Origin of the sequence: Rhizobium sp. BR 314, assembly GCF_047445805.1 — a bacterium.
Taxonomy (GTDB): Bacteria; Pseudomonadota; Alphaproteobacteria; order Rhizobiales; family Rhizobiaceae; genus Rhizobium; species Rhizobium lusitanum_B.
This window is the reverse complement of the sequence record NZ_JARWLA010000018.1, coordinates 118832-134336: the sequence shown is the minus strand read 5'-3', so window position 1 is coordinate 134336 and position 15505 is coordinate 118832. Positions and strand designations below refer to the sequence as shown.

Sequence of the window (15505 nt, the reverse complement as noted above, 5' to 3'; positions counted from 1 at the left end):
TTCCAGCTTCTCATCGCGCTAAACCCCGCAAAGGTTTAGCGTCCAGGGCATCAACCGCTCAAGCGGTCGTGCCCGAAGTTGCGCTTTGCCGACCTGGTGGTTATGGCGGGGTGGCTGCACCCGTTCCCATTCCGAACACGGCCGTGAAACGCCCCTGCGCCCATGGTACTTCGTCTTAAGACGCGGGAGAGTAGGTCGCTGCCAGGTCTGCCAAACGCAACTTCAATGCAMAAACATCTTCTCATCACATMMGCGATAAACCCAAAAGGTTTATGCTCAAACGGCAAGGCCGTGCTACAATAGGCCGCTCKYGCGGCCTTTGTCGCTTCTAAGGTGACGCGATAAGCCCCAAGCGGACTTACGCTGGTAACGCGGGGTGGAGCAGCCCGGTAGCTCGTCAGGCTCATAACCTGAAGGCCGCAGGTTCAAATCCTGCCCCCGCAACCAAGTCTTCCATAATAGATACAATTATTTAAAGCCTCCCTCGGGAGGCTTTCGGCGTTCCCGAAAATCCACCCCGGAAGCATATCGGAATCATCAGGGCGGATATCGTAGCGCGGAATTTAAAGGAAACGGCGGTAATTTATACGCCGACCTTCAGGCGCGGCACGCGCTTGTCCGTGATCGTTACCGACCCGGCGGCCCGAAGAGTTGAAGGGGAAGTGCGTTCGCCCAGAGGGTAGACTGAAGCATAGATGACCGCCAGCCGGATCTTCCCGGCATCAAGGGTGGGATAGGCTTCGACGATGCGTTCGTTCCCGATCCCGGCGACACCATGAACGCTGAACGATCCGTGCGCGAACGCTGATCTGGACCTCATTTGGTCGTTGCGTCACTAAACGGTAGAATGGTAGAAAGAGCGCCGACTAGGTAGAAATGGAGCGCCATATGAGTCTGAACGTGAAAGACCCCGAAGCGCATCGCCTCGCTCAGGCGATTGCCCATGCGACCGGGCAGAGCATGACCCGTGTCGTGACCGACGCGCTGCGTGAGCGGTATGCGCAGATTGAGAAACATAGAGGCAAGGCTTCCGTCGAAGAACTTATGGCCATCGCTGATAGGGCTGCCGTTCACCTGAAACGACCTTACGCCGATCACGCCGAGCTTCTCTATGACGAGGACGGCCTGCCGAAATGATTATCGATACGTCGGCCATGGTGGCGATCCTCTACGGCGAACTGGAGGCGGCTGCCTTCACGCGACTGATCCACGATTCAGCAGCCAACCGGATCAGTGTGGCGAACTATCTGGAACTGTCCATGGTGATCGAGAAGCAGCTCGGGCCGGAAGGCATGAGGCAGGCCGACGCCTTCTTCCGCCGTGCCGTGATCAATATTGAACCTGTAACAGTTGAACAGGGTCATCTGGCGCGCCAGGCATTCCTTGATTTCGGGAAGGGCCGGCACAAGGCCGGGCTGAATTTCGGCGACTGCTTTGCCTATGCTCTCGCCAAGGATTTCGGTGAACCGCTGCTGTTCAAGGGCAACGACTTCACCGAGACGGATATCCGTTCGGCTACGTGACTTCGTAGCTGATAGCGACCGGATCAACCTGGCGACGTTTCAGGCATTCTTCAATCCAGTTGTGTAGGCGATCAAGGGCGGGGACTGTTCCGTGGTCTAGCGCTATGCCTGCCGAACCACGGGTTGATATTCTATGTCAGCGGTTACCGCTTTTCTGTCGCGGGCTTACGCTGGTAACGCGGGGTGGAGCAGCCCGGTAGCTCGTCAGGCTCATAAACTGAAGGCCGCAGGTTCAAATCCTGCCCCCGCAGCCAAATCTTCCCCCTCATAATCAATATCGCACGCCGCAATACGGAAGCATCTCTGTCCGATATCGTCCCAGAAGACTCGAAAGCAGCTTACCTCTTTCAGCCAGTTCATCAGCCGTTAGCCGTGGCGATTGGCCGGTACGTTAATCGTCAGTCCCGCGCGGACGTTCCGCATCTCTCAGCGAAAGGTGAATTTAAGTTCTCCTTCGAGCAGGGAGAACATTCCCTCGAAATCGTGCCTATGCAGCGGCGGCCGCCTCTGGCGGGCACGAGCATTTCGATCAGGCAATAGCGACCGTTCGTCTCGTCGCCGGATACGAGGATTGTATATATGCCGCCGGCAACGGACACATGGCGCGCGTCAGGCCCCTCGGGATCCGCGATCGTCAATGACCGATTGAGGTCATCTGCAGGAATGAGCTGACGCGTCTCATGCCCTCATCTCTCCGAGGTGAGGATGCAGCATTGTTCTGGCACAGGGACGAGCACCGCAGCGCTGCCAGCCGCCAGCGGTTCGGACAACGCGCCATTGGCGACGATATCGCCGGTCGGCGTCGTGCACTGATATTGGTAGGCTCGGCCCAGGTAGGTTCTTGTCCCGAGCACTGCGGAGAGGCCTTTGCCTTCCCGTTGCACAGAGAGACCATCGGCGCGGCAGCCGAGAATGAACTCGTCGGGGATAGCACCGAAGTCGTCCTGCGAGAGCGTAACTCTCGCGCCGCCGGAGCCTTCCGCCGTCACCAGGGCGCCTTCCCGTTGGACGGCCCGTAGCGGCAGCAGGTTCTCGAAGCCAACGAAACGGGCAACAAAACTGTTGGCCGGTTTGCGGTAAAGAACTTCCGGCGTATCGAGCTGCATGATGCGACCGGCATTCATGATGGCGACCCGGTCGGAGATCGAGAAGGCTTCTTCCTGATCATGCGTCACATAAAGCGATGTCGTGCCGTTGGCACGCTGCAGCTGCCGGATCTCGACGCGCATGTCGACTCGGAGCTTGGCGTCGAGATTGGAAAGCGGCTCGTCGAACATCAGCAGTGGCGGCTCGATGACGAGCGCCCGGGCAAGCGCCACGCGCTGCTTCTGGCCGCCTGAGAGCGCGCCGGGCAAGCGATCGCCGAGGCCGGAAAGGCCGACGCGCTCCAACATGGCTCCAGCCTTCTGCTGGCGCTCCTGGGTGGCTATGCGGCGTTGCTTGAGACCGAAGGCAACATTTTCGAGCACGCTCAGATGCGGAAACAGCGCATAATTCTGGAACACCAAGCCGATATCTCTGGCATGCGCCGGCAATGTCGTCAGATCTCGATCGCCCAGTTTGATCGCGCCGCTCGTCGGCTGCAGGAAGCCGGCCACAAGCCGCAGCGTCGTCGTCTTGCCGCAGCCGCTCGAGCCGAGCAGCGAGACCAGTTCACCGGCGCCGACAGAGAGCGAGAGATCCTGCAATACGGTCGTCTTCCCGTAATGAGCGCTGATGGAGTTTATGGAAAGCGATACGGTCACGGGCGGCTACTTTGTCAGGAAGGTGAGACCCAGGGTGGCTTCGACGATTGCCATGACGGCGACTGTCACGAGCATCAACAGCACGGAAACCGAGGCGATGGTCGGGTCGAAGAACTGCTCCATATGGGCGAGGATCTGGATGGGAAGGGTGGAGATGCCAGGCCCGGTCAGGAAGACCGAGACCGAGACGTCGTTGATGGAGGTGATGAAGGCGAGGATGAAGGCGGCGATGACGCCGGCGCGGATATTCGGCAGCACCACCGTCAGGAAGGTCTTCAACGGCGGGCATCCGAGGCTGATCGCAGCCTCTTCGATCGAGAAGTCGAAGCTCGCGAGGCTGGCGCTGACCACACGCACCGAATAGGGCAGCACCAGCAGCGCGTGACCGATCAAGAGGCTCGGAAAGATCGGCAAGCCGAGCCCGATGGTGATCGACTTCATCAGCGAAAAGCCGAACACGATTTCCGGAACGAGGATCGGCAGCACGAAGAGTGTCGAAAGCCAGCGCGGCAGCTCCACCCTGTAGCGGCTGATGGCATAGGCTGCGGGAATGCCGATTAGCAGCGAAAGAGCGGTTCCGAGGAAGGCAAGCTGCAGGCTGGTGATCGCCGTCTTGCGGAACGCCTCGATCTGAAAAATATTCGAGAACCAGCGTAGCGTCAGGCCCTGCGGCGGGAAGGTGAGGTAGGTCGTGTCGCTGAAGGCGGCGCCGATGATGATGACGAGCGGCGCCAGCAGGAAGAGGAAGATGCAGGCCGTGAAGGTGACGAGGGCAGGATGGACCGATCTCGTCATGATCACACCGCCATCGGATTGAGCCGCTGCGCGATGCGGCTCATGATTGCCACGATCCCGATCGTTACCACGACCATGATGGCAGCGATGGTTGAAGCGCCGACCCAGTCGAAGGTGACCATCGCACGCTGGTAAAGAAAGGTGCCCATCATCATCTGCTTTTCACCACCGAGCAGCTGCGGGGTGGCATAGGAGGTGAAACTGCCGGTGAAGACCAGCACGGCGCCGACAATAAGGCCCGGCGTGGCAAGTGGCAGGATGACCTGCCGGAACGTCGCGGCCGGCGTCGCGCCAAGCGAGGTTGCCGCCTGAATGAGATCCTGCGGTATGCCTTCAAGCACACCGACGAGCGTCAGGATCATCAGCGGCACGAAAAGATAGACCATCGCAACGATCACCGAGCCCTCTGTATAGAGCATCGAAAGCGGCTCGCTGATGATGCCGATCGATAGCAGCATGGTGTTGAGAATGCCGTTCTTGCCGAGAATGATCAGCCAGGCGAAGGAGCGCACGACGACGCCCGTCAGTAGTGGAAACACGGCGGCAATGATCATTACGCTTTTGGCCCGGCCCGGCATCTGCGCGATCACATAGGCGGCGATAAAGCCGATGATCAAGGAGATCGCGGTCGTGATCAGCGCAATCTCAATCGTCCTGAAGAGCACCGTGCGGCGAAAGCCACTGGTAAAGAAGGTGATATAGGGAGAAAGCAGTCCCTTGGGCTCACCGAATGTCGCTGCGATCGTGATGATCACCGGGACGAGCAGGAACAGTGTCACGGCGATGATTGCCGGCGCCGTCAAACCCCATTTTGCAAGATGTTTCATCAGAAGAATTCCACGAGAGTGCCGCAGGCTGGCTGCGCTGCGGCACGCCTTCATTACATGCCGAAGATCTCGTTCCAGCGATCGATCCAGTCCGATTGCGCTTCGTTCAGCTTCTGGTAGTCGATGCGGCTGAGCTTGGCGATCATGTCGGCACCATAGGTCCAGAGCTTGGCCTTCTCGGGGGAGAGCTGGACCTTGGTGGAAACCGGTGCGTCGACACCTTGTTCGGCTTCGGCCTGCTGGACATCCTTGGACAGAACGAAGTTGATGAACTGGTGGGCAAGCTCGACATTTTCCGAGCCCTTGGGAATATTGACCGTGTTAAGGGTGGCGATATCGCCTTCCTTGAGATCGGCCCAGGCCATCGTGGGAACGGCTGCGCGCATCGATGTCAGAACGAAGTCTTGTGCAAGCGCCACCTTGACCTCGCCCGTCGAGATCAGGTTCACCAGCTCGGAGCCGGTGTTGTAGTTCTTGACGACATTCGGCTTCAGTGCCGCTATGGCTTCGAAGGCCTTGTCTGCATCCGAATACGCATCGACACCGGCATGTTTGCCGGCTTCCAAAACCGTCAGCGGCCCGGCGGTCGTGGTAATGCCCGGAAGCGAGACGGCGCTTTTCAGGTCGCTGCGCCAAAGATCGTTCCAAGAGGCGATCGGCGGAGTGACCTTTGCCGTATCGTAAACAATGCCGACGCGGCCGATGGTGTAGGCCGGGCCGTAATTGCCCTGCGGCGCCTTGGCGATGTCATAGAGATCGGCCAGGTTCGGGATCTTGCTGCGGTCGACTTCCTGGAAGAGGCCCTGCTGGATGCCGACCTGCGAATAGCTATCGGTGAGGTAAATGACGTCGACACCTTTGCCGCCGCGCAGCTTCAGCTTGTTGAGACGGTCAGCATTGTTGCCAGTCTCGAAGACGACGTCACAGCCACAGATCTTCTTGAACGGTTCGATGATGTTGGCCTGCATCTTCTCGCCATTGTAGCCCCACCATGAAACGGTGAGCGTCTTTGCCTGGGCGTAAGCCGGCAGAGCGGCCGTCGCAGCAACGATGGCAATGCCAGCGACATGAGCAAGAGAGAGGCCCTTCATTATCGATCCTTTAATCCGTGTAATCCCGCAGATGCTTCAAGCTTGCAGGATACTATTTTTCGAGCACCGGCTTTACAAGCCCAACAATTGAGCAACAGGCAGTTTTCGGCCTGGAAATCAAGAGAGCAGGTATTCGCGCGCGCATCAGAGCTGATAATGCAACTCATTGAGATAGTTTCGTTTCCTCAAGATCGGGCAAGTCGCTTTACACAGCGGACTGCCGTCTCTACCCTTGGCTGATCCTATTCCCTGCAGGCATGCCAATCATGACATTTCCCACGACAAATCTTCCCGACGATCTGCTTGTCAACGCGGCGGACGAGGTGCTGATCCGTCAGGACCTCACTCTGACGGCACTTGGGCGCCGCCCAGCCGACCGTTTGCTGCGTGTCGGCCGGCTGCTCGACGTGCACAGCCGCACGTGGCTCGAAGATCAGGAAATCGTCATCAAGGGCAAGCGGATCGCCTATGTCGGCCCGGCCGGCAGCTATGCAGGCGAGGTCGATGAGCGTGCGCATGAACCGCATCTTTTAGCCGTTCCCGGCTTCGGCGAGGCGCATAAGCACATCGAAAGCTCGCATCTGACGCCGGAATGGGAAGCCGCTCTCGTTATGCCGCACGGCGTGACCTGGACCTGCGAGGCGAGCCATGAATTCTCCAATGTGAATGGCGCCCGCAATCTCGAATTCTGGCTGGAAGCGCGTCGTCGCGGTTCGCCGATGAAGATATTTCCGCTGCCTGGTTCGGCCGTGCCGCCGACCGCTTATGAATGGGGTGGCGGTCACTTCGGTTATGACGAGCAAAAATCCTTTCTCAAAGAGAGCTTGATGGTTGCCGGTCTCGACGAGGTTATGGATTGGCCCTCGGTCAGTAATCCCGAGAATCCGGCTTACGATCGGCTTTGGGGCATGATCCGCGCCACGTTCGAGCAGCGCGGCGTTGTCGAGGGGCATGGTGCGGGCCTGCGCGATCTGGCGTCGATCAATGCCTTTGCCGGCGCGGGCCTTGCTTCCGATCATGAAGGCTGGTTCCTCGATGAAATCTGGGAAAAGCTGACGCATGGCCTTTTCATCGAGCTTCGTCCGCATTCCCTGCCGGAGGTCATTCGCGGGCTGATTGAAAAGGGCCTTTCCGACTGGTCGCAGATCGCTTTCGTCACTGACGACCGCAGCGCTTCCGACACGCTGAAGATCGGTGCTACGGATCATAATGTCAGGCTTGCTATGGAGAACGGGCTGGCGCCCGAGATCGCCATTCAATGCGTGACGATCAATCCCGCCCGCCATATGCGGCTCACGCCCTGGGTCGGTTCGATTGCGCCCGGCCGTTTCGCCGATATCGTGCTTCTGGATGATGTGAAGACACTGTCGATCGCCAAGGTCTGGGCTGATGGGAAGCCGGCTTCCGAAGGCAAGAGGTTCGTCGGTATCCGTCCCGAGATCGACTGGCCGGATTGGGCGACGAAGACGGTCCGGATCGACAGAACGGTCGCGGCTGAAGATTTTCGTATAGCAGCGCCGTCTGAAGCTGCCACGGCGAAAGCTGCACTTTTGCGGCCGTTCCACTGGGCGGACGATTTCATCACGATGGATCTGCCTGTCCGCGATGGCGCCGTCCAGCGCGATCCCGACCGCAACGTCACTAAGTTTGCCATCGTCGACCGCTTTTCCGGCGAGGCCAAGGTGGGCCGCATGTTCTGGCTTGGCACCGGGCCGCGCACGCCGGATACCGCGCTTGGCGCCACGCTCGGTCATGACAAGCATAATATCTGGGTCGTCGGCTCCTCGGATGAAGCCATGGCCATGGTCGTCAATGCGCTCAACGAGCAGCAGGGCGGCTGGGTGCTGGTGTCAGGCGGAAAGGTCATTGCTCGCGTTCACTACGAAGTTGGTGGCCTGATGACCGCGAGGTCGGCGGAAGAGTTGGATACCGAAATGCAGAAGCTGTATGAGGCTGGCGCCGGCATCGACTGGATGTATGAGCCGACATTTTCGCCGCGCTGGTGGCCAGGCTTCCCCGAACGGCTTTCCTTTGCGACGCTCACCTGCGCTCCCTGGCGCTGGGTTCTGGTGGCGCCTTCGGAAAGGGCGCCTGAGGGCTTCGTTAATGTCGCGACCGGGAAAATCCATCCCGTCGTCTGGCAGGGATAGCCATTCAGTTTTGCGGGATATCCCGCCTCGATGCCTAAATTCACATTTTGGTCGGAAGCAATCGGAACGCGCATATTGCGGATATGCCTAATGTCTCTTGACGATCGGGCGCGGCTTTATAATTATCCGTTTGGTTACTTGTATCCCACGCCTGTGGCGAAGGGAAGGTGGAGCGCACCTTGCTTTCGAACCCGTCGGCAGGCATCGGAAACGAGGCGGAGGAAGCCGTGGTGACTGCTGATAAAAACGATATGCCGCTCATAACGTTGGCATTTTCCACGCTGGGATGTGCTGATCTTGAACTGGATCAGGCCCTTGCCCTGGCATCGCATCACGGCCTCGACGCTATCGAAATCCGTGCCCTAGGCGGTACGATCGATTTGCCAGCCTACTTCACCGAAAGGTTCGGCTCGCCGTCTGGCCTTGCCAATGCTCTGGAGGGGTCGACCGTAAGCGTCTGCGCTTTCGATACCTCTTTGCGTCTGGTCGGCGCGACACCCGAAACCAAGGAGGAGTTTCTGCGCTATCTCCCCTGGGCCGAAGCTCTCGGCGTCCGGTCGCTAAGAGTTTTCGACGGCGGCGAAGTCGGGGATGCAAGGGAGCTCGGCGAAGCCTTGTCGACGCTGCAGTGGTGGAGCGAAACAGCGCGCCGAGAGGGTTTCGACGCGGAGATGCTGATCGAAACTCATGATTGTCTGGTCACTTCGGATGCGATCGCTCGCTTCCTTGAATTGGCCCCCGATTGCGCGCTGCTTTGGGATACGCACCATACTTGGCGCAAGGGCGGTCAGAATCCCGCCGAAACCTGGAAGCTGGTTCGGCACAATACCCAACATGTCCATGTAAAGGACAGCATCTCCGAAGCTGGACCGAGATTGCCCTACAGCTATGTGCTGCCTGGCAGCGGCGAATTTCCGATGGCGGCACTGCGGTCCGCGCTTGCGGCGGATGGCTATGCCGGTGTCGTCAGCTTGGAGTGGGAGAAATTGTGGCATGCCGAACTGCCGCTACTGGATTTGGCCTTGCAGTCGGCGCGACAAAACGAATGGTGGCCGCGCGAAATGCGCGTCGGATGACCGCTGTAATCTGCTAATATTTTAGTTGAGTTATATACGACAAAGGTATGCGCCGATTGACTTTCGCAAAGGGTTGCTAGTTAATGTATTAGCAATAGATAAAAGAAAGTCGGCAATGGCGTGGCGGCGTCATGGTTGACTATGGTCTTCGGAGCGATATCTCCAGCTCGATGAAGGGACCCTAATGATTAGGGTTTGAGGGTGTCTGGAAGATGGATGACGCGGATTTACAGCGCCAGAAATCCGAAATTTCGGTGTCAGCCGCACCGTGGTCAGTCATCGTTCCTTGGCTTCGCAATTGCGCCCTGAGCCCGTTCCCTGCTGAAGGGAAACGCGATGAACACTAGCCTCAGTCATAGCGATGAAGGGCATAAAAGCCTGATTTTAAAGGCGATTTCCGAGGGTGGCTTGGGATTTGCGGCCCAGTGGATTCATGACGCCGAGAATATTGGAAAACTGCTTTATGCCGAGAGCCTTGCGCGTGTCACCGAGGCTGACGGAACCGTGCATGCGGCGAGCACATTTGTGTCCCTCCTCGAGCGGCAGGATCGCTGGTTCGCGCTAGATCTGCGCATTCTCGACATGGTGCTGGCGGCGCTCGCAGCGGATGAGACGCTTGTTCTCGGCTGCAATCTCTCTGTTTCCAACTTGTCTCAACCCGATCGATTCGCCGATATTCTCGGCCGAATCAGCAAACAGGCGGAGTTTGCTTCCCGGCTTGTCGTGGAGATCACGGAAACCTATCCGCTCGTCGGCGCTGCTCTCGAACGGGTAAAGATAATCCGCTCGCTCGGCTGCCGTGTTGCGATCGACGACTTCGGCACGGGTTTTGCCACGCCAGCATCGCTGCTGCAGATCACCGCCGATATCATCAAGATCGACGCGGCTTTCCTGCGAGACAACAGGCGCGGGCAGGATGGTCACGACAGCCTTTCGCATCTTGTCGGCTTTGCCGGCTGCTTTGCCCCCTTCGTCATTGTCGAAGGTATCGAGACCTGGTCTCACCTCGAAGCGGCTCGCGCGGCGGGCGCTACCCATGTGCAGGGCTTCCTTTTGTCGAAACCGGTGTCATTGCCGAAGCTGCGCCGATACAAAGGCAAGATCAGCCTGCGGGGGATGGAATGAGCCTCCGCATCATCAGCCGGCCCGGCAAGGCCGCAACCCGGGTACATGATGCGATTGGGACGGGGACCTCTTGCTCTGCTGAAAGCCTGTCATCGCTCGCACGGATGCTGTCATGATGAGGCAGCCGCTGTTTCCGTCGATATATCAGGATTCCGCGGCAAGGGCGGCATGCGAGCTGAAGGCGAATACGCTTTTGCGCGCCTTGGGTGGGCGACTTCGGAGCGAATTGCTTGCCGATGACGGAGTGCATTCCGTCGTGTTTGTCGATGGGTCTGCCCCGCATATTCTTGTTCGCGAGAACGAGGTGGGAATCCTCGGACGCGTAACGATAGATGCGGAAAGCGGCCTCTACGTCTTTTGCGAACTTGGAAACGACGCCACGGATATCGTCATAACGACAGCGAGCGAGGATCGGTTGCTCGAAGAAATCGTCTTTCGTGTTCGGGATGGGTACCCGCCAGGCCAGACCGTCGATGAGGTCGTCGGTGCACTCGTCGGTCACACTATGCAGGATGTCGAGCGCAAGCTGATCCTTCAGACACTTCACCACTGCAAAGGAGATCCTACACACACGGCATTCATACTTGATATGCCGCTCGTTACCCTCTGCAACAAGCTGGCGGCCTATCTTGCCGAAACAGCCGGCGAACTGTCGCACTGGCGGCAGACGCAGGGTTTGGAGCGCAAGGCTATCGGTTGTGATCGCGGGCGCACCTGATGCGTGCGCATTCTGCCCTCGGTAATCTCCGGGGATCATGCGTTGGGAAACCGACGCAAATTGAAACGGCGGAACATCCGGCAGCGGAGGTTTCGCTTGAAACGATCGGGCGTGGCGGCGCACGAGGAACCTTATGAGACCCGGGAAAAGATCATGGATTCTTTCAGCGAGAGAAAAATACCCGCCCTGCCGCAGATGCACTCATTGTTCGATGGCTGTGTGAAGATCGTTTCGGCCTATGTCAGTCACAACACGATTCCAGTGGCCGGTCTTCCAAGGCTGATCAAGGATATTCACGACGCATTGCATGGGTTGGGTGCACCCAGCCCTGCGCCTGAGCGAAGCCATCTGGTGCCGGCGGTGGATTTGAGGAAATCGGTGACCAACGACTATATAGTCTGCCTGGAGGACGGCAAACGCTTCAAGACGCTGAAGCGGCATTTGCGCGTACACTACGGCCTGACACCTGAGGAATACCGGCAGAAGTGGGGCCTTGCTCCCAGCTATCCGATGGTCGCACAGAATTATACCAATCGGCGTTCTGAGTTGGCGAAGCTATCCGGCCTCGGTGCCAATGGCAGCAGGAAGGAAATCGTTAACACGTGAATCCGCCCCATCGCAACGGCTCTGAATAGGCGAATGAATGGATTGCCACTCCACATGGCGTTGCGACGCCATGTGCCGGGATTCTGCAACAAGAAAAACGGCGCCCCACAAGGAGCGCCATTTTCTTTTCAGGGATTGCCGGACGAACTCATAATGCCGCTAGAGCGGATCAATCAGAAAACCTGACGGAGCACGACGAACAGCGCGAAGGCGAGCGCGATCGAGGCCGGCAGCGTCAGGACCCAGGCCATCAGCATGTTGCGCACCGTCGACCATTGCAGGCCGGAACCGTTCGCCGCCATGGTGCCGGCGACGCCGGAAGACAGGACGTGCGTTGTCGAGACCGGCAGGCCGAGATGATCTGCAGCGCCGATCGTCAGCATTGCCACAACTTCGGCGGCGGCGCCCTGGCCATAGGTCAGGTGCGTCTTGCCGATTTTTTCGCCGACGGTGACGACGATGCGCTTCCAGCCGACCATAGTGCCGAGGCCGAGTGCCAGTGCCACCGCAACCTTTACCCAGAGCGGGATGAACTTGGTCGTGTGATCGACGGCGGCGTGATAGTTTGTGACCGCCTTCAGGTCGTCGGCGCTCATTGGCAGCAGCTTCTGCTTGTCGATCAGCTTCAGCGATTCACCGATGAGATAGATGTCGTTACGTATATTGCTGACGAGACCGTTCGGCAGCTTCTCGACGCTCGGATAGGCCGCAATCGAGGCGCTCGTCGCATGAATATAGGCCTGCAGCGCCGGAGTGGTGACATCCGACCAGGTCTTGCTCTTCACGGCCGCGCTGACGGCAGCCTTCGGATCGGCAGGAGCGGCGACGCCAGGCTTTACATATTTGCCGAGCACGGTCTCGACCTGCACGGAAGCAGCTTTGTAGGCATCGAGATAGTTGATCTCGGGCGTGCGATTCAGCGCAAAGGCGGTCGGCACGAGACCGATGAGAATGAGCATGATCAGACCCATGCCCTTCTGGCCGTCATTCGAGCCGTGGGCAAAGCTGACCCCAGTGCAGGTGAAGATCAACAGGCCACGGATCCACATCGGTGGTGGTGCATTGCCCTTCGGCGCTTCGTAAAGTGCCTTGTTGCGGATCAGGACCTTGGCAACCAGCAGCAGGATGGCGGCCGCGCCGAAGCCGATGATCGGCGACAGCAGCAGAGACATACCGACGCTGCTCGCCTGCGACCAGTCGACACCGCTCGTGGCGGAGCCGGCAGGCGCCAGAAACTGGTTGGCGAGGCCGACGCCGATGATGGAGCCGACGAGCGTATGCGAGCTCGAGGCCGGCAGGCCCAGATACCAGGTGCCGAGGTTCCAGATGATGGCGGCGGTCAGGAGTGCGAACACCATGGCCAGACCCGAGCCTGAGCCGACCTGCAGGATCAGTTCAACCGGCAGTAGCGCCAGGATACCGAAAGCGACGGCGCCGGAAGAGGTGAGAACGCCGAGGAAATTGAAGAAGCCGGACCAGATGACGGCGAACTCCGCCGGCAGAGAACGGGTGTAGATCACCGTTGCGACGGCATTGGCTGTGTCGTGGAAACCGTTGACGAATTCGAAGCCGAGCGCGATGAGCAGGGCAAGGCCCAGCAGGATCCACGGAACCGCCGCTGCTTCGGCAAGATCGCTGCCGAGCGCGTAGCCGACATAGGTGAGACCGCCGAGGACAACGATGCCGAAGAGCGGCAGAAACCACTTCGCCGAGCCTGCTGTACCGTGAATTGGGTGATTGGCGTTGCCGCTCTCTGAACTGCTGGAAGCGAGGTCGACCATCTCTAACTCCTTTATGGCAGGTGATATTTCTGGTGTAAGCCTCGTTGATGAAACTCTCGTGACGCGCGAGAACGGTTGAATATCCCGTCCGAATAATGGTTCAAGTCACGTCTCGTCGCGGCAGTGGGCGATTTTCGGCCGAGAGGCGCGCCTCCAACGGTCTTGATTTCGCCCAAAAAACACCTTTTTCGGTTCAGCCGGCGTTCATACCTTCGAGGGTTAAATCCTGCGTGTTAGGGACTTGGACAGAGGACCATTGAAGATGAGATCGACCGTGATTGCCATCGCCGCATTGCTTGGCGGATTGGCTGTATCGTCGGCAGAAGCGATGCCGATTCCCGCTGTCGGGACACCGGCTGGAGTAACAACGTCCGGAGCGCCGGCCGTTAATGTGGACTATGCCTGCGGCCGTGGCTGGCATGCCACTCCGTGGGGCGAGTGCCGCCCGAACCGCTGGGGACCGCCGCCGCCGCGTTGGGGCTATCGCAGGCCGCCACCGCCGCCATGGGGTTGGCACGGCCATCGCCATCATCGCGATGACTGGCGCGAGGATCGCGGCTGGCGTGACGATGGTTGGCGCCGCCGGCGCGACTGGTAAGAGGCACATTTTGCCAAGCTGAAAACACCGCCGCGTTCAGCGGCGGTGTTTCTTTATTGAGACCGGCTGGCCCGCAATGCGCGGACCGCAAGCCAAAGACCGCCTACGATCATCACCAGGATCGACAGGATTGATGTGAGGCTTTTGACATGCCCGAGAATACCGACAAGCTTCGGCTTGATGAGATCGGCCGTGTTGAAACTCTCGCTGCTGAACTGGCAGAGAATGAGCGATAGATTGTTGCGTACGAGCGCTTCATCAATGTCGGAAACGAGCCCGCCGGCTTGTGCCTTTTCGCCTTCCATCGTCCGCATATGCAGCAGGACCGCTTTGGCCGCCGCGAGATAGGCGTGCGAGCATTCGTTGAACGGGCTTTCCTCGTCGCTGACGCTGCCGGGCATTATGCCCCATAGACAATAGGCTCTCTGGATCTGCGTGAAATTCAGCAACCGGCGGAAGGTTTCGTCGGTGTCAGATGCCGCTTCTCCGATAGCAACAATCCGCCTGTAATAGGGCGCTATGACAGCCATCTCGCCATGGGTGAGACTCGGTATCGGTATGCCTGCCTGGCTTCCGGAGGAGCCGCTGCTATGGGCTGCAAGCACCGCTGGCCAGATGGAGAGAACGAAGCAAATGGCGGCGAACCACAGGCCGTTTGCGGGTCGACCTTTCCCGCGCACGGATCGGTGCGCGGGATGTGACGATCGCGTCATTTCAGGCTCTGCGCAGCGCTGCGTTGCCGCGGGAACGCACCTGCGGCAGCTCGCGTTCCGCCCAGGCGCCAAAGACCAGGCCGAGCAAGGCCCAGAGGATGGCGTGCATCCCGAGCGACGTGATGCGGAAGCGCCAGAGTACGACTGCCGAGAATTGTTCAGGCACCTCGTTGATCGCCGGAAGCAGATACTGGATCAGCGCGACGAAGACGATGTAGCCGATGCCGGCGATGATCGCGCCGTTCCAGGATCCGTAGCGTGCAGCCAGCCTGCGGCCGAAACCGACGGCGACGACCATGCCTATGACCGATGCCAGGATCATGATGAAGAACAGCTCGGTTCTCGCGTCGATCGTGTCGGAATTGCCGACTGCCGGCGGGTTTGCCGGATATTTGAGATCGGGAACGAGCGAAATGGCGACGAAAGCGGCGATGGCGAGCAGGGCTGCCGTGCCGCGGGCGCCAAGCGGGCTGATACGGCCGTAGACGAAGGAGAAGACCAGCGCGAACAATCCGCCGATCGCCGTCGAAAAGATGATGCTGCCGGTGAAGAGGCCGATGCCCGCCTGTGTGGTGCGACTGACGATTTCCGGCTCCGGTGCCTCGCCAGCGGCCTGCGCGGTCTTTTCTTCAAAGCCGATGGCCCAATCGACCAGCGGTTCGCCGAAAGAATGGGCGAAGGCAAAAATGAGAATGCCCGCAAAGGCCCCGACGATCATGCCGCGGAGCAAAAGACGTCCAACCATGTGCGTAACCCC

The 15505-nt window shown here is 59.2% G+C and carries 16 protein-coding genes, 2 tRNA genes and 1 rRNA gene; 11 read left to right on the top strand and 8 right to left on the bottom strand.

Annotation, left to right across the window (positions count from 1 at the left end; genetic code table 11):
* Window positions 1-92 precede the first annotated feature (92 nt).
* Window positions 93-207 (top strand): 5S ribosomal RNA (gene rrf / locus QD461_RS21685).
* A gap of 163 nt (window positions 208-370) precedes the next feature.
* Window positions 371-447: transfer RNA gene (locus tag QD461_RS21680), tRNA-Met, on the top strand.
* 136 nt (window positions 448-583) lie between these two features.
* Here the strand turns inward: QD461_RS21680 and QD461_RS21675 are convergent.
* Entirely contained in the window at window positions 584-820 is a 237-nt protein-coding gene (locus tag QD461_RS21675; protein WP_414089605.1) for a hypothetical protein, read from the bottom strand.
* A 68-nt stretch (window positions 821-888) separates the two neighbouring features.
* Between QD461_RS21675 and QD461_RS21670 the strand changes: the two genes are divergently transcribed.
* The 3 genes from QD461_RS21670 to QD461_RS21660 all read left to right on the top strand — a co-directional run bounded on the left by QD461_RS21670 (window position 889) and on the right by QD461_RS21660 (window position 1777).
* Window positions 889-1137, top strand: a complete 249-nt coding sequence (locus tag QD461_RS21670; protein ID WP_414089604.1) for a type II toxin-antitoxin system VapB family antitoxin — start codon at window positions 889-891, stop codon at window positions 1135-1137.
* The gene (locus tag QD461_RS21665) at window positions 1134-1523 is read left to right on the top strand and encodes a type II toxin-antitoxin system VapC family toxin (RefSeq protein ID WP_414089603.1); all 390 of its coding nucleotides are present in this window, start codon (window positions 1134-1136) and stop codon (window positions 1521-1523) included. Before QD461_RS21670 ends, QD461_RS21665 begins: the two co-directional genes overlap by 4 nt.
* A gap of 177 nt (window positions 1524-1700) precedes the next feature.
* A tRNA-Met gene (locus tag QD461_RS21660) sits at window positions 1701-1777 on the top strand.
* A 432-nt stretch (window positions 1778-2209) separates the two neighbouring features.
* Here QD461_RS21660 and QD461_RS21655 read toward each other — a convergent pair.
* Genes QD461_RS21655 through QD461_RS21640 form a run of 4 tightly spaced genes read right to left on the bottom strand, consistent with a single transcriptional unit; the run spans window position 2210 to window position 5981 of the window.
* The gene (locus QD461_RS21655; RefSeq protein ID WP_414089602.1) at window positions 2210-3268 is read right to left on the bottom strand and encodes an ABC transporter ATP-binding protein; all 1059 of its coding nucleotides are present in this window, start codon (window positions 3266-3268) and stop codon (window positions 2210-2212) included.
* 6 nt (window positions 3269-3274) lie between these two features.
* Window positions 3275-4066 carry an ABC transporter permease gene (locus tag QD461_RS21650; protein WP_414089614.1) on the bottom strand — a complete coding sequence of 264 codons (792 nt, stop codon included), beginning with the start codon at window positions 4064-4066 and terminating at the stop codon, window positions 3275-3277.
* A complete protein-coding gene (locus QD461_RS21645) occupies window positions 4066-4890 on the bottom strand; it encodes an ABC transporter permease (protein ID WP_414089601.1) in 825 nt (274 codons plus the stop codon). The genes QD461_RS21650 and QD461_RS21645 overlap by 1 nt, the downstream gene beginning before the upstream one ends.
* Window positions 4891-4943: 53 nt before the next feature.
* Window positions 4944-5981: an ABC transporter substrate-binding protein gene (locus QD461_RS21640; RefSeq protein ID WP_414089600.1), complete on the bottom strand. Its 1038-nt coding sequence runs from the start codon at window positions 5979-5981 to the stop codon at window positions 4944-4946.
* Between the two features lie 266 nt (window positions 5982-6247).
* Between QD461_RS21640 and QD461_RS21635 the strand changes: the two genes are divergently transcribed.
* The 5 genes from QD461_RS21635 to QD461_RS21615 all read left to right on the top strand — a co-directional run bounded on the left by QD461_RS21635 (window position 6248) and on the right by QD461_RS21615 (window position 11656).
* A complete protein-coding gene (locus tag QD461_RS21635; RefSeq protein WP_414089599.1) occupies window positions 6248-8131 on the top strand; it encodes an adenine deaminase in 1884 nt (627 codons plus the stop codon).
* A 230-nt stretch (window positions 8132-8361) separates the two neighbouring features.
* Window positions 8362-9207, top strand: a complete 846-nt coding sequence (locus QD461_RS21630) for a sugar phosphate isomerase/epimerase family protein (RefSeq protein ID WP_414089598.1) — start codon at window positions 8362-8364, stop codon at window positions 9205-9207.
* A gap of 336 nt (window positions 9208-9543) precedes the next feature.
* A complete protein-coding gene (locus QD461_RS21625; protein WP_414089597.1) occupies window positions 9544-10332 on the top strand; it encodes an EAL domain-containing protein in 789 nt (262 codons plus the stop codon).
* 112 nt (window positions 10333-10444) lie between these two features.
* The gene (locus tag QD461_RS21620) at window positions 10445-11050 is read left to right on the top strand and encodes a helix-turn-helix domain-containing protein (protein ID WP_414089596.1); all 606 of its coding nucleotides are present in this window, start codon (window positions 10445-10447) and stop codon (window positions 11048-11050) included.
* 153 nt (window positions 11051-11203) lie between these two features.
* Window positions 11204-11656: a MucR family transcriptional regulator gene (locus QD461_RS21615; RefSeq protein WP_414089595.1), complete on the top strand. Its 453-nt coding sequence runs from the start codon at window positions 11204-11206 to the stop codon at window positions 11654-11656.
* Between the two features lie 173 nt (window positions 11657-11829).
* On the opposite strand, the gene QD461_RS21610 is transcribed toward QD461_RS21615, so the two are convergent.
* Entirely contained in the window at window positions 11830-13437 is a 1608-nt protein-coding gene (locus tag QD461_RS21610) for an inorganic phosphate transporter (RefSeq protein ID WP_414089594.1), read from the bottom strand.
* A gap of 262 nt (window positions 13438-13699) precedes the next feature.
* Here QD461_RS21610 and QD461_RS21605 point away from each other — a divergent pair, with 262 nt between their 5' ends.
* Complete coding sequence (locus QD461_RS21605) at window positions 13700-14035, top strand: GCG_CRPN prefix-to-repeats domain-containing protein (protein WP_414089593.1); 336 nt, start codon at window positions 13700-13702, stop codon at window positions 14033-14035.
* A gap of 53 nt (window positions 14036-14088) precedes the next feature.
* Here the strand turns inward: QD461_RS21605 and QD461_RS21600 are convergent, their stop codons facing one another.
* Together QD461_RS21600 and QD461_RS21595 are read right to left on the bottom strand one after the other, a co-directional pair.
* Window positions 14089-14748: a hypothetical protein gene (locus tag QD461_RS21600; RefSeq protein WP_414089592.1), complete on the bottom strand. Its 660-nt coding sequence runs from the start codon at window positions 14746-14748 to the stop codon at window positions 14089-14091.
* A gap of 1 nt (window position 14749) precedes the next feature.
* Entirely contained in the window at window positions 14750-15493 is a 744-nt protein-coding gene (locus QD461_RS21595) for a CbtA family protein (RefSeq protein ID WP_414089591.1), read from the bottom strand.
* Between the last annotated feature and the right edge of the window lie 12 nt (window positions 15494-15505).